This is a genomic window from Actibacterium sp. EMB200-NS6, from assembly GCF_001305615.1.
Taxonomy (GTDB): Bacteria; Pseudomonadota; Alphaproteobacteria; order Rhodobacterales; family Rhodobacteraceae; genus Actibacterium_A; species Actibacterium_A naphthalenivorans.
In genome coordinates, this window is the sequence record NZ_CP010869.1 from 3,132,082 (window position 1) to 3,145,453 (window position 13,372).

At 64.5% G+C, this 13,372-nt stretch carries 15 protein-coding genes; 7 read left to right on the forward strand and 8 right to left on the reverse strand.

The window, feature by feature from the left end; genetic code table 11:
• Nucleotides 1-4 precede the first annotated feature (4 nt).
• On the forward strand, nt 5-562 hold the full coding sequence (locus TQ29_RS15190; RefSeq protein ID WP_054539845.1) for a TlpA disulfide reductase family protein: 558 nt from the start codon (nt 5-7) through the stop codon (nt 560-562).
• Here the strand turns inward: TQ29_RS15190 and TQ29_RS15195 are convergent.
• Complete coding sequence (locus TQ29_RS15195) at nt 559-1,140, reverse strand: DNA-3-methyladenine glycosylase I (protein ID WP_054539846.1); 582 nt, start codon at nt 1,138-1,140, stop codon at nt 559-561. The genes TQ29_RS15190 and TQ29_RS15195 overlap by 4 nt on opposite strands.
• Before the next feature lie 130 nt (nt 1,141-1,270).
• Here TQ29_RS15195 and TQ29_RS15200 point away from each other — a divergent pair, with 130 nt between their 5' ends.
• From TQ29_RS15200 to phbB, 3 genes are all read left to right on the forward strand, one after another.
• Nucleotides 1,271-2,113, forward strand: a complete 843-nt coding sequence (locus TQ29_RS15200; protein ID WP_054539847.1) for an EAL domain-containing protein — start codon at nt 1,271-1,273, stop codon at nt 2,111-2,113.
• 151 nt (nt 2,114-2,264) lie between these two features.
• Nucleotides 2,265-3,440, forward strand: coding sequence for an acetyl-CoA C-acetyltransferase (locus TQ29_RS15205; RefSeq protein WP_054539848.1), 1,176 nt, complete (start codon nt 2,265-2,267; stop codon nt 3,438-3,440).
• A 107-nt stretch (nt 3,441-3,547) separates the two neighbouring features.
• Nucleotides 3,548-4,270: an acetoacetyl-CoA reductase gene (phbB, locus tag TQ29_RS15210; RefSeq protein WP_054539849.1), complete on the forward strand. Its 723-nt coding sequence runs from the start codon at nt 3,548-3,550 to the stop codon at nt 4,268-4,270.
• Nucleotides 4,271-4,343: 73 nt separating this feature from the next.
• Here the strand turns inward: phbB and TQ29_RS20390 are convergent, their stop codons facing one another.
• The 3 genes from TQ29_RS20390 to TQ29_RS15220 all read right to left on the reverse strand — a co-directional run bounded on the left by TQ29_RS20390 (nt 4,344) and on the right by TQ29_RS15220 (nt 5,635).
• Complete coding sequence (locus tag TQ29_RS20390) at nt 4,344-4,511, reverse strand: YdcH family protein (RefSeq protein ID WP_081940162.1); 168 nt, start codon at nt 4,509-4,511, stop codon at nt 4,344-4,346.
• Nucleotides 4,512-4,639: 128 nt separating this feature from the next.
• Entirely contained in the window at nt 4,640-5,407 is a 768-nt protein-coding gene (locus TQ29_RS15215; RefSeq protein ID WP_054539850.1) for a tRNA1(Val) (adenine(37)-N6)-methyltransferase, read from the reverse strand.
• Nucleotides 5,408-5,635: a DUF2007 domain-containing protein gene (locus TQ29_RS15220; protein ID WP_369817414.1), complete on the reverse strand. Its 228-nt coding sequence runs from the start codon at nt 5,633-5,635 to the stop codon at nt 5,408-5,410.
• Between the two features lie 113 nt (nt 5,636-5,748).
• On the opposite strand from TQ29_RS15220, the gene TQ29_RS15225 reads away from it, so the two are divergent.
• Nucleotides 5,749-6,684 (forward strand): polyprenyl synthetase family protein, encoded by a 936-nt coding sequence (locus TQ29_RS15225; protein WP_054540474.1) that lies wholly within the window; start codon nt 5,749-5,751, stop codon nt 6,682-6,684.
• On the opposite strand, the gene TQ29_RS15230 is transcribed toward TQ29_RS15225, so the two are convergent.
• The 3 genes from TQ29_RS15230 to TQ29_RS15240 form a co-directional block, all read right to left on the reverse strand.
• A complete protein-coding gene (locus TQ29_RS15230) occupies nt 6,677-7,504 on the reverse strand; it encodes a 4-(cytidine 5'-diphospho)-2-C-methyl-D-erythritol kinase (RefSeq protein ID WP_054539851.1) in 828 nt (275 codons plus the stop codon). The two genes, TQ29_RS15225 and TQ29_RS15230, sit on opposite strands and share 8 nt — an antisense overlap.
• A complete protein-coding gene (locus TQ29_RS15235; protein WP_255353467.1) occupies nt 7,494-9,197 on the reverse strand; it encodes a tetratricopeptide repeat protein in 1,704 nt (567 codons plus the stop codon). The genes TQ29_RS15230 and TQ29_RS15235 overlap by 11 nt, the downstream gene beginning before the upstream one ends.
• Nucleotides 9,198-9,298: 101 nt before the next feature.
• Entirely contained in the window at nt 9,299-10,951 is a 1,653-nt protein-coding gene (locus TQ29_RS15240; RefSeq protein WP_054539852.1) for an electron transfer flavoprotein-ubiquinone oxidoreductase, read from the reverse strand.
• A 240-nt stretch (nt 10,952-11,191) separates the two neighbouring features.
• On the opposite strand from TQ29_RS15240, the gene greA reads away from it, so the two are divergent.
• Together greA and TQ29_RS15250 are read left to right on the forward strand one after the other, a co-directional pair.
• Nucleotides 11,192-11,662: a transcription elongation factor GreA gene (greA, locus tag TQ29_RS15245; RefSeq protein ID WP_037207895.1), complete on the forward strand. Its 471-nt coding sequence runs from the start codon at nt 11,192-11,194 to the stop codon at nt 11,660-11,662.
• Between the two features lie 25 nt (nt 11,663-11,687).
• On the forward strand, nt 11,688-12,704 hold the full coding sequence (locus TQ29_RS15250; RefSeq protein ID WP_173585969.1) for a hypothetical protein: 1,017 nt from the start codon (nt 11,688-11,690) through the stop codon (nt 12,702-12,704).
• Here the strand turns inward: TQ29_RS15250 and mobA are convergent.
• Entirely contained in the window at nt 12,701-13,303 is a 603-nt protein-coding gene (gene mobA, locus TQ29_RS15255) for a molybdenum cofactor guanylyltransferase MobA (RefSeq protein ID WP_054539853.1), read from the reverse strand. The two genes, TQ29_RS15250 and mobA, sit on opposite strands and share 4 nt — an antisense overlap.
• Nucleotides 13,304-13,372: the final 69 nt, after the last annotated feature.

The following is a 13,372-nucleotide window of genomic DNA, read 5'->3' on the forward strand; positions in this document are numbered from 1 at the left end:
AAATATGAACTGGTTGCGTTTCGTCGTCCTCTACACGGCCCTTGCGCTTGGTGCAAATGCCGCCGCCGCCGATACCGCCACGCTCGAGGCGCTGCGCGACGGCACGATGAAGAAGCTCAACTTCCACTCCGCCCCCGCCACCATCCCCGACCTGCCGCTGCTCGATCTCGCCGACAGCCCGCATTCCCTGACCGAATATCGCGGCCAATACGTGCTGCTGAACTTCTGGGCCACCTGGTGCGCGCCCTGCCGCAAGGAAATGCCGGGGCTCGACGCGCTGCAGGCGGAGCTGGGCGGCGACGCGTTTCAGGTGGTCACCATCGCCGTCGGGCGCAATTCGGTTCAGGGTATCCGCAGGTTCTTTGAAGAGACCGGCGTGACCCATCTCGCCGCCCTGCGCGACCCGACCCAGAAACTGGCCCGCGACATGGCGGTGCTGGGCCTGCCCATCACCGTGATCGTCTCTCCCGAAGGCGAAGAGATCGCGCGGCTTCAGGGCGATGCCGAATGGGACAGCGACAGCGCCAAGGCCATTATCGCGGCGCTGATCGCGGGCTCTTAGGCGCCGCGCGCGGCCAGCGCGGCCACCCTGTCATGCGCCGGGCAGGTCACGATGTGATCGTTGACCATCCCCACCGCCTGCATGAAGGCATAGACGATGGTCGGCCCGCAGAACTTGAACCCGGCCTTCTTCAGATCCTTCGATATCTGCTGCGACAGCGGCGTTTGCGCCGGCACCTGCGCCATCGTGGCGAACCGGTTCTGCAGCGGCGCGCCATCGACATAGGCCCAGACAAACCGGTCGAACCCCTCGCGCGCCTCGATCTCGCGCCAGGCGCGGGCGTTGGCGATGGTGGCCTCGATCTTGCCGCGATGGCGCACGATACCCGGATCGGCCAACAGGCGCTCCACCTCCTCGGCACCCCAATCCGCGATCACGTCGGGCTCGAACCCGGCAAAGGCGGCCCTGAAATTCTCTCGCTTTTTCAGGATGGTGATCCAGCTCAGCCCGGCCTGAAACCCATCCAGAATCAGTTTTTCCCAGAGCGCCCGGCTGTCATGCTCCGGCACGCCCCATTCGGTGTCGTGATACGCCACGTAAAGTGGCTCCTGCCCGCACCAGCCGCATCTCTCCGCCATGAAACGCCCATCCTCTCAATGGTTTGATCGGTCGCGGCGAGATTTAGCACAATTAGAACAAAATGCGAATATTAAGCCGTTGTTAGAAAGTTTGGCGGCAATGTGATGGTCATCCGGCACGGAGGATCAGATGCATTCAGGCGATCACATTACCGAACGGGCAACGGCGGGCGAGGATGACAGCCCGCTGATGGCGGCCATCTCGGCGCGCGATCGTGACACGCTGGCCATGGTTCGCCGCGCGCTGCGCGAACATGACGTGGCGCTGGCCTATCAGCCGGTGATGCGCGCCAGCGGATCGCCGCAGCCGGCCTTCTACGAGGGGCTGATTCGGGTGCTGGACGAAACCGGACGGATCATCCCGGCGCGCGAGTTCATCGGCACCGTGGAAACCACCGAAATGGGCCGCATGATCGATTGTCTCGCGTTGGAAATGGGCCTTGCCGCGCTGGCCGACACGCCCGCGCTGCGACTGTCGATCAACATGTCGGCCCGGTCGATCGGATACCCGCGCTGGACGCAGACCCTTAACCACGGGCTGTCGCAGGACGATACCGTGGCCGAACGGCTGATCCTGGAGATCACCGAAAGCTCGGCCATGCTGATGCCCGATCTCGTGACCGTCTTCATGAAAGACCTGCAGTATCGCGGCATCTCCTTCGCGCTGGATGATTTCGGGGCCGGCTATACCGCGTTCCGCTATCTGCGGGATTTCTACTTCGACATCCTCAAGATCGACGGGCAGTTCATCCGGGGCATCGGCACCAACCCGGACAATCAGATCCTGGCCAACGCCCTGATTTCCATCGCGCAGCATTTCGACATGTTCACCATCGCCGAAAGCGTCGAGAACGCGCAGGATGCCGCCTTCCTGCAGGACTCGGGCATCGACTGTATGCAAGGGTATTTTTTCGGGGCGCCAAGCCTGAACCCGCCCTGGCGCAACGGCGCAAAGCAAAAGAAAACCGCCTGACTGCGGCATAATTCGCCGCAGCGCAATATGAATGTTGCGCCGTGCCCACCGAAGGCTTACCTCTTTGACCGACCCGGTGGGGCACGCGGGGCATGGCACCCTGTCATCGGTGCATCCCGCCCCCACCTAACCTGAGGGGAGAGGACAACCCATGACCAATGTAGTGATCGTTTCGGCCGCGCGTACGCCTGTCGGCAGTTTCAATGGCGCCTTCGCAAACACGCCGGCACAGGATCTCGGCACGGCCGTGCTCGAGGCCATCGTTGCCCGTGCCGGCATCGAGAAATCCGAAGTGTCGGAAACGATCCTGGGCCAGGTGCTCACCGCCGGCCAGGGTCAGAACCCGGCCCGTCAGGCGCATATCAACGCCGGGCTGCCGATCGAATCGGCGGCATGGAGCATCAACCAGGTTTGCGGTTCGGGCCTGCGCAGCGTCGCCCTCGCCGCCCAGCACATCCAGCTTGGCGATGCCGCGATCGTCGCCGCCGGTGGCCAGGAAAACATGACAATGTCGCCGCATGTGGCCAACCTGCGCGCCGGCCACAAGATGGGCGACATGAAGTTCATCGACTCGATGATCAAGGATGGCCTCTGGGACGCGTTCAACGGCTATCACATGGGCCAGACCGCCGAAAACGTGGCCGGGCAGTGGCAGATCAGCCGCGACATGCAGGATGAATTCGCCGTCGGTTCGCAGAACAAGGCGGAGGCCGCGCAGAAGGCCGGCAAGTTCAAGGATGAAATCGTTCCCTTCACCGTGAAAACCCGCAAGGGCGAAACCGTGGTGTCCGAGGATGAATACATCCGCCATGGCGCCACCCTCGAAAGCATGCAGAAACTGCGCCCCGCCTTCACCAAGGATGGCTCGGTCACAGCCGCCAACGCCTCGGGCATCAACGACGGCGCCGCCGCCGTGCTGCTGATGAGCGCGGATGACGCCGAAAAGCGCGGGCTGACGCCGCTGGCGCGCATCGCCTCTTATGCCACCGCCGGGCTTGACCCGTCGATCATGGGCGTCGGGCCTATCTTCGCTTCGCGCAAGGCGCTGGAAAAAGCCGGCTGGAAGGCCGACGATCTGGACCTGATCGAAGCCAACGAAGCCTTCGCCGCCCAGGCCTGCGCCGTGAACAAGGACATGGGCTGGAACCCCGAGATCGTAAACGTGAACGGCGGCGCCATCGCCATCGGCCACCCGATCGGCGCCTCGGGCTGCCGCATCCTGAACACGCTGCTGTTCGAGATGCAGCGCCGCGATGCCAAGAAGGGCCTCGCCACGCTCTGCATCGGTGGCGGCATGGGCGTAGCCATGTGTCTGGAACGCCCGTAACCGACATAACCCGAAAATATCACCGCCTGAGGGCGCAATAATCTTGCGCCCTCGAGATCAGTTTCATATTAAGATTACCGAATACTTTGGAATCCCGAGGAGGAATCATGGCCAGAGTTGCACTCGTTACCGGAGGCACCCGCGGCATTGGCGCGGCAGTCAGCGTTGCGCTGAAAGAGGCAGGTTATAGCGTTGCCGTGAATTTCGCAGGCAATGAGGAAGCCGCCGCGAAATTCACCGAGGAAACGGGAATTCCGGCCTATAAATGGTCGGTCGCCGATTACGACGCCTGCGTCGCCGGTATCGCCCAGGTTCAGGACGCGCTTGGCCCGATTGACGTGCTGGTCAACAACGCCGGCATCACCCGCGACGCGATGTTCCACCGCATGACCCCGCAGCAATGGCGCGAAGTCATCGACACCAACCTGTCGGGTGTTTTCAACATGACCCACCCGATCTGGCCCGGCATGCGCGAGCGCAAGTTCGGGCGCGTGATCAACATCAGCTCGATCAACGGGCAAAAGGGCCAGGCCGGCCAGTCGAACTATTCCGCCGCCAAGGCCGGTGATCTGGGCATCACCAAGGCACTGGCCCAGGAAGGCGCGCGCGCCGGAATCACGGTGAACGCGATCTGCCCGGGCTATGTCGGCACCGACATGGTTATGGCCGTTCCCGAGAAGGTGCGCGAATCGATCATCGCGCAAATCCCGGTCGGCCGCCTTGGCGAGCCTGCCGAAATCGCCCGCTGTGTGGTCTTTCTGGCCGCGGACGAGGCGGCGTTCATCACCGGCTCGACCATCTCGGCCAATGGCGGCCAGTATTTCGCCTGACGCCCGCGGCATCAAACAAATACGGGCCGCTTGATCAGAAGCGGCCCGTTTTCGTGTCTGACAGGTGAGATTCTCAGCCCTGAGAAAGCCGTTCGATCTGTTCTTTCAATCGAAGCTTCTGTTTCTTGAGTTCGGCAATCTGAAGGTCATCGACACCCGGGTGACGCTGATCATGTTCAACGCGTTCCGAGAGGTTCTGGTGTTTCCGGCGGAGTTCCTGCAAGTGCGAACTCATGGTCATGGGAGACCTCCTCTCACTGGTTTCTGACATATTGCCGTTACAGTCCAGCACAGAAATCGAGTCGTGTCACGCTGCGGGCGCAAAGTAATCCGACAGAATATTTCGCAAATGCGGATCTGGCCGAAACATCAGGCAATCGGCCATTCGATCGCCGCAGCATTCCGCAGAACTCCGCCGATCGCAGGGGTATAGCTTTCGCGGTCACCGTCATGCGCCGCGCCCTGGTGCATCGTCATGGGCGGCAACAGGCGGAACGGCCCCCCGCCGCCCTTGATGGCGCGCAACAGCACCAGCCGCGCCGGCCGGCCCGCCCGCGGCGCCAGTGGCAGCAGCTCCACGTCGCCGGCGCGATCCTGAAGCGCGGCCAGCAATTCTGGCACGCGCTCTGCCCGCTGGATCATGGTCAGCCGCCCCTTGGGCACCAGCCGGCGCAATCCGGCATCGACCCACTGCGCCAGCGGCGTTTCCTCGCCCAAGGCCCGCTCGCGCCCGGAATCAGCGGCGGCGCTGCCTCTGGCGCGCAGAAAATAGGGCGGGTTGGCAATGACGTGATCGAAACTTTGCTGCCGCACCTCCTGTGGCGGGGCAGCCAGATCACCCTCCACCACGCTCAACGCGATCCTGTTGCGCGCGGCGTTTTCCCGTGCCAGTGCCGCATAGCGCGGCTGAAGCTCCAACCCCGTCAGGCGTAGCCCCGCGACCCGCGCGCCCAGACACAAGGCCGCCACCCCCGCGCCACATCCCAGCTCCAGCACGCTTTGCCCCGCCCGCACCGGTGACGCGGCAGCCAGTAGCACCGGATCCACCCCCGCGCGATAGCCCCCGCGCGGCTGCAGAACCGATAACCGCCCGCCCAGAAAACTGTCGCAGGTCAGATCCTCAACGGCGAAGGGCATTCAACGCTCCTCCGGCAGCGGGATGTCATTGTCGCGCAGAATGGCCCGCGCCCGAAACAGATCCGCATCGCGGACCATCATCCGCTGTGGCAATATGCCGACCGAACCTTCAAGGACGCTCATGTAGACATCCATATGAAAGCAGTTTATTCCCTCGCCCCGTAGGAGCGTTGTTGCAAATGCGACGAGGGTTGGGTCATTGGTGCGTAACAGCTCTTTCATGAACATGGACTTAAGGACACCCCGTGGCGATTGTCGAGAGAAGTGACGAGAGCGTGATCGGGCAGCGCGCCGACGCCAGCGCACCGCACGAAGAGTTGAGCACCCTTCTGGCGCCCGAGATGGATGCGGTCAACGCGGTGATCAAGACGCGCATGGCCTCTGAACATGCGCCCCGTATCCCCCAGGTCACGGCCCATCTGATCGAAGCGGGCGGCAAGCGTATCCGCCCGCTGCTGACCCTCGCCGCGGCGCGGCTCTGCGGCCATGACGGTGACCAGCACATCAAACTGGCCGCGGCCGTCGAATTCATTCATACCGCGACGCTGCTGCATGACGATGTCGTCGACGAAAGCAATCAGCGGCGCGGCCGCCCCACCGCCAACCTGCTGTGGGATAACAAATCCTCTATTCTCGTCGGGGATTACCTCTTGGCCCGGGCCTTTACGCTGATGGTGGAAACCGGGTCTTTGCGGGTGCTCGACATCCTGTCCGCCGCCTCTGCCACCATCGCCGAGGGCGAGGTGCTGCAGCTGACCGCCGCGCAGGATCTGGCAACGGACGAGCCTGTCTACCTCAAGATCGTGCGGGGCAAGACCGCCGCGCTGTTTTCGGCGGCAACCGAGGTTGGCGGCGTGGTCGCCCGCGCGCCAGAAGAACAAATCGACGCGCTGCGTGACTATGGCGATGCGCTGGGGATCAGCTTTCAGATGGTCGATGACCTGCTGGATTACTGGGGGTCGGACGCCACCGGCAAGAATGTGGGCGACGATTTCCGCGAGCGCAAGCTGACCCTGCCGGTGATCAAGGCCGTGGCCAAGGCAAATGCCGAAGAGCGCGCGTTCTGGGCCCGCACCATCGAAAAGGGCGATCAGCGCGAGGGCGACCTGAACCAGGCGCTGGCGTTGCTGAACAAGCATAACGCGCTGCGGGATACGAGGGCCGAGGCGCTGCGCTGGTCCGAGACGGCAAAGACCGCGCTGACCCGCCTGCCCGCAGATCCGATCCGCGATCTGCTGGGCGATATCGCCGATTTCGTCGTGGCCCGCGTCAGCTAAGCGCGGCGGCGCGCACCCACCACCCCGGAAATTCGTGTGACAGCCGCGTGGCGGCGGCGCGCGCGGCGGCGTCATCGGCGAACAGCGCGAAACACGTGGCGCCCGAACCCGACATGCGGTGCAGCATGGCGCCGGGCAGGGTGGCGAGCGTATTCAGCACCACGGCGATGCGGGGCTGCAGCCGGATGGCCGTGTGCTCCAGATCATTGCGCTGGCCCTTCAGCCACGCGCCAAGCGCCGGCGCGGTGGCGAATGCGGGGATGGCTTCGGGCATCGGTGGGTTGGCTTTCTGCGCCAGCGCCCTGAACACATCCGGCGTGGCCACCACGAGGCGCGGGTTCACCAGAACACACCAGAGCGGCGGCAACGGCGGAACCGGCGACAGCAGATCACCGATCCCGGCCATGCGCACCGCCCCGGCCCGCAGGCACACAGGCACATCCGCACCCAGAGCCGAAGCACCGGCAGGAATCTCCCGCCCTGTCATGTCGGAAAACGCCCGCAGCACGGCGGCGGCATCGGATGACCCGCCCCCGATCCCCGCCGCCGCCGGCAGGTTCTTTTCCAGCGCGATCGCTCCGCCCCCGGCCCCGAAGAACCGCGCCGCCTTGAGCGCAAGATTGCTGTCATCCACCGGCACGCCCGCAGCCTCTGGCCCGGTGACCTGCAGCGACAGCGCCGCCGACGGGCGCAGCGATATCCGGTCGCCCACATCGGCAAAGGCCACCAGACTGTCCAGAAGATGATAGCCATCGGCCCGCTCACCGGTGACATGAAGCGTCAGGTTGATCTTGGCAGGCGCGAAGGCGTCAATCGCCATTGGCGACCGAAATGGGGGCAAGCCCCTCTTCTTCGCGCACCTTGTCCAGCCCCACGTCCAGCTTGTGGCGAATGCGCTGCGCGTCGGTCTCTTCGGGGTCGAAAGACAGCGCGCGCTTCCACTGGAACTCGGCTTCGAGCCGGCGGCCCACGGCCCAGAGTACATCCCCCAGATGGTCGTTCACGATCGGATCAATCGGCAACAGTTCGGCGGCGCGTTCCATAGGCGCCACGGCCTCCTGGTAGCGGCCAAGCCGGTACAGCACCCAGCCCAGACTGTCGGTGATATAGCCGTCATCGGGCCGCCCTTCGACCGCGCGCTCGATCATGCTCAGCGCCTCGTCCAGATTGGTGCCCATCTCGACATAGGAATAGCCCAGATAATTCAGCACGCGCGGCTGATCCGGTTGCAGCTCCAGCGCCTTGCGGAAATCCGCCTCGGCCTCGGGCCAGCGCTTTTCGCGCTCCAGCGCGATGCCGCGCGCGTAATAGACCACCCATTGCGACGGTTCCGGCTCGCCAAACAGCGCCGCCGCCTGATCATAGGCCACGACCGCCTCGCCATAACGCTTGAGCCGGCTGAGCATGTCGCCAAGCGAGACATGCACCAGCACGACCCCCGAATGACTCTTGGAAAGCTGGGTCAGAACCTCGATCGCGGCCTCGGTGCGGCCCGATTCCTCGAGCGTCTCGGCCCGGCCCAGTTCGGCGGCATAGAAGGCCGGATCGTCATTGGGCACCTGCAGATAGGCGGCTGTCGCCAGATCGAACTGCTCCTGTGCCTCCAGCAGGGAGGCGGTCAGCAGCATGGCATCCACGTGATCGGGGCGCAGATATTCCGCGATCCGGGAATACAACAGGGTGAACGTGTCGTTGGCCTCGCCGTTCAGCGCCCCCGCAACGGTAAAGAACACCTCGGCCGCACCATCCTGGGCATTGCGGATCGTGGTGAAGGGCAGGGTTTCGCCCGCGATCAGACGATCGCGCAGATCGGAAAGACCGGGGTCCAGCTCCAGCCCGAAGATATCGTCGATCAGGGTCACCGCCTCGGGGTTGCGCTCCAGCTGGCTCAGGATCTCGACATCGGCCAGCACGCTGCGGCGCGTCACCAGAAGCGCGCGGCCATCATCGCCGGAAAACAGCTCTGCCGCGCCTTCGAAATCGCCAACGGCCGCCAGCGCCAGCGCCTTGTGATACAGGCCGAACACCGCCAGCCCGGCTTGCCCGGCGGCGGCGTCGAAGGCGGCCAGCGCCTCGGACATGCGCCCTTCGCCGAAATGGCTCCAGGCGCTGATCAGGTTGTCGACCAGCGGGCCGATGCTGCGCCCGGCCTCGGCATCCTCAAGAACGGCATCAAACGCGCCCCGCTTCAACTGATCGGCCATCAGCACCAGATGCGCGGCCTGGCTGTTCAGCCCACCCTGCACCATGCGCCGGGCGATCGGCACCGCGCGCTCCACCTGCCCCAGCCCGGTAAAGGCCAGAAGCGCGCTTTCCATCAGGTTCGGGTTCGACGGGTCCCGCGCCAGCGCCTGGGTGTAATACTGCGCCGCCGCCTTGTAATCGCTGAAATAGCTCGCGTGCCGTGCGGCCAGATAGGCGCCGGCCAGACCGTTCTGCGCCGAGACGGGCGCGGCGACAACGAGGCTGAGCGCGACACAGGCCGCAAGGCCGAAAGACCGGATGGAAAACACGCGCAAGAGGCAACTCCGCTTTGACTGCTCCGAAACCTATCCAAGCGCTGCAGCCAAGGCAATGCGCGGGCGGCACTTTCGCCACCCGCATGACGCAAGCGTTACATATTCGGGTAGTTCGGCCCGTCGCCGCCCTGCGGGGTGACCCAGTTGATGTTCTGGCTGGGGTCCTTGATGTCGCAGGTCTTGCAATGCACGCAGTTCTGGAAGTTGATCACGAAGCGCGGATCCTTGCCCGCCTCCTCGACCACCTCATAGACGCCGGCCGGGCAATAGCGCTGCGCCGGTTCGGCGTATTTCGGCAGGTTCACCGAGATCGGCACCGACGGGTCTTTCAGCTGCAGGTGGCAGGGCTGCTGCTCTTCGTGATTGGTCATCGCGAAGCTGACGTTGGTCAGGCGGTCGAATGACAGCACCCCGTCGGGCTTGGGATAGTCGATCGGCTTGAACTTCGCCGCCTCGCCGGTGGCCGCCGCATCGGATTTGCCATGTTTCAGCGTGCCCAGAAGCGACAGGCCGAAGAGGTTGTTCGTCCACATGTCGAGCCCGCCCAGGGCCAGCGATGTGCTCAGCCCGAACTTCGACCACAACGGTTTGACATTGCGGACCTTTTTCAGATCCTTCCCGATCGGGCCGCTGCGCAGCTCGGCCTCATAGGCGGTCAGCTCGTCGCCCGCGCGGCCGGCCTTCAGCGCCTCATGCGCGGCCTCGGCCGCCGCCTTGCCCGACAGCATCGCGTTGTGGTTGCCCTTGATCCGCGGCACGTTGACCAGACCGGCCGAACAGCCCAGCAGCGCCCCGCCGGGGAACACCACCTTGGGCACCGACTGCCAGCCGCCCTCGGAAATCGCGCGCGCGCCGTAGGCCACGCGCTTGCCGCCCTTCAGCAGCTCGGCCACCATCGGGTGATGCTTGAACCGCTGGAACTCCATATAGGGGTTAAGATAGGGGTTCTCATAGTTCAGATGCACCACGAACCCGACATAAACCTGATTGTTCTCAAGGTGATAAATGAAAGACCCGCCGCCCGCGTTGCTGCCCAGCGGCCAGCCCATCGTGTGGGTCACGGTACCCTCGCGGTGCTTTTCGGGGTCGATCTCCCAGATTTCCTTCATGCCCAGGCCGAATTTCTGCGGGCAGTGGCCCTTGGACAGGTCATATTTCGCCATCACTTCCTTGGACAGGCTGCCGCGCACACCCTCGGACAGGAAAACGTATTTTCCGTACAGAACCATGCCCGGTTCGTACGCAGGGCCCGGCGTCCCGTCGGGGTTCTTGCCGAATTCGCCGGCGACCACGCCTTTGACCTCGCCGTCGTCACCGTAGACCAGCTCGGAACAGGCCATGCCGGGGAAAACCTCGACGCCCAGCGCCTCGGCCTGTTCAGCCATCCAGCGGCAGACATTGCCCATCGACACGATGTAGTTGCCGTGGTTGTTCATCAGCGGCGGCATCGGCCAGTTCGGCACCCGCATCTGCCCGCCCGCGCCCAGGACATAGAAATTGTCCTTCGTCACCGGCACGTTCAGGGGCGCGCCCTTTTCCTTCCAGTCGGGGATCAGCGCATCCAGCCCGCAGGGATCCAGCACCGCGCCCGACAGAATATGCGCGCCCACCTCGGAGCCCTTTTCCAGAACGACGACATTCAGATCGGCATCGAGCTGCTTGAGGCGGATCGCCGCCGAAAGCCCAGCAGGCCCCGCGCCGACGATCACAACGTCATATTCCATCGATTCACGTTCAACTTCGGACATACTTCTCCCCTCGCGCTCCCTGCGCTTCCTCTTCCCTTGAAATCTCCTGCAAAGCGTTATCTCACTGCAGCGCGAAGCGTCAATCGGCGCGCCCCATGAATCTTTGCGCTGCGGCGATGCCCCGCCCGCGTGCCATGCGGCCCCTTGCAATCCGGCCTGCACTAAGGTCAGTTGAGTAAATTCATCCAACAGCGGCGCGCCGGGTCCGGACGCGCCGCTTTCAAAAGTCCGATGTGAGCTATGGAAAAGATACCGATGACCCGCGCGGGCCATACCGCGCTCGAGGCCGAGTTGAAGACCCTGAAATCGGTGGAACGCCCCGCCGTGATCAGGGCCATCGCCGAGGCGCGCGAACATGGCGACCTGTCTGAAAACGCCGAATACCACGCCGCCCGCGAAAAGCAGAGCTTCATCGAGGGCCGGGTGAAAGAGCTTGAGGCGTTGCTGTCGCTGGCCGAGGTCATCGACCCCACCAAACTGTCCGGCGCGATAAAATTCGGCGCCACGGTAAAGCTGGTGGACGAAGACACCGATGAGGAAAAGACCTATCAGATCGTCGGAGAGGCCGAGGCCGACATCGAAAAAGGGCTGCTGAACATCAAGTCCCCCCTCGCGCGCGCCTTGATAGGCAAAGAGGAAGGTGACAGTGTTGAAGTCAGAACGCCGGGCGGCGAAAAAAGCTATGAGGTTCTGAGCATTCAATATGTCTGAAGCGCAGGGCTGAGACCGATCCCAAATGGCAGACAAGAATCAGGACGCGCCGATCAAGCTCGGCATTTACGGAAAGAAACGGGTGCCGGAGGGCTGGTCCGCAGCCGATATCATCGCCGCGTCTCTCAGCCTGCTGTGGCTTGCCGGATCGGGGCTGTTCTTTCTGTTTGCCGGATCGCCGGATGCGAACCCGCGGTTTGATCCGATCGTGTTCGTTCTGATTCTGATCGCGGTGACGATGCCTGTCGCCCTGTTCTGGGTCGGCGCGTCAGCGGCGAAAAGCGCGCGCATCATGCGCGAGGAATCGACGCGCCTGCAATCGGCCATCGACGCGATGCGCCACACCTATATCCAGCAGCAGCAGATGGCGAACATGAGCGTGCGCCCCACGGTCGAGAAAAAGCTGGATCAGCTTGTCGCGGCGCAAAAACAGGCGGAATCGGCGATGGCAACCTTCGCCAGCGTCCGCAGCCGCCAGGCCGGCCCGCCGCCCGCCGCGCCGCAGGGCGCGCCCGTGGATGACGCGCAGCCCTCGCTCGCGCTTGGCACGCCCGCCGAAGAGATGCAGCCCCCCCTATCGGTCGAGGATTTCATCCGCGCGCTGAATTTCCCCGAAACGGCGGATGATCAGGAAGGCTTTCGCGCGCTGCGCCGCGCCTTGCAGGATCGCACCGCCGCCAAGCTCGTGCGCTCGGCACAGGATGTGCTGACCCTGCTCAGCCAGGATGGCATCTATATGGATGACCTGAACCCCGACCGTTCGCGCCCCGAATTGTGGCGCCGCTTCGCCCAGGGCGAGCGTGGCGCGGCCATCGCCGCGCTTGGCGGGGTGCGCGACCGTTCGTGCCTGGCGCTGACCTCGGGGCGGATGCGGCAGGACCCGATCTTCCGCGACGCCGCGCATCACTTTCTGCGCCAGTTCGACCACACGTTCAGCGCCTTTGAAAAGACCGCGTCGGATCAGGAAATCAATGATCTGTCCGACACCCGCACCGCGCGGGCCTTCATGCTGCTTGGGCGGGTGTCGGGCACCTTCGACTAATTCACCGCCTGCAAAAGCGCCTCGGCCTGTGCCAGATCCTCCGGGGTGTTGATGTTGAAGAACGGGTCGATACGGCCTGCGGGAAATTCCGCCATGGCGGCGCCATGCGCCTCGGCCCAGAGCCGCACGCGGCGCGTGCCCTGCGCAAGGGCCGCGCGCAGTTCCTCGCGCAGGGCGACCGGCCACAGGCCAAAGGTCGGGTGGGGCCGGCCATGGCTTGTTGCCAGGGCGATCGGCGCATGGGCGGTTTCGGTGGCCAGGTGAAGCCGGGGCACAAGATCGCAAGGGAAGAACGGCGTATCCACCGCCACAGTGACGATGGCATCGGCCCCCCGGCCCGCCGCCCAGTCCATTCCGGCGAGAATGCCGGCCAGCGGCCCCGGCTGGCCCGGCACGGTGTCGGGTATCACCGGCAGGCCCGCAGCGGAAAACCGCGCCGGATCGCCATTGGCATTCAGCGCCAGCGCGGCCACCTGCGGCGACAGCCGTTCGACCGCGCGCGCCAGCAGGCTGCACCCGCCCAGCCGCATCAGCGCCTTGTCGCGCCCCCCGGCGCGCGTGCCCTGCCCCCCCGCGAGGATCACACCGCAAATTTCCATGGCCTCTCCCGTTGCCTGGTTTTCAGGGCGGTTGCATCCGCACCCCTGACGGCCTAAGGGCGAAGGGGC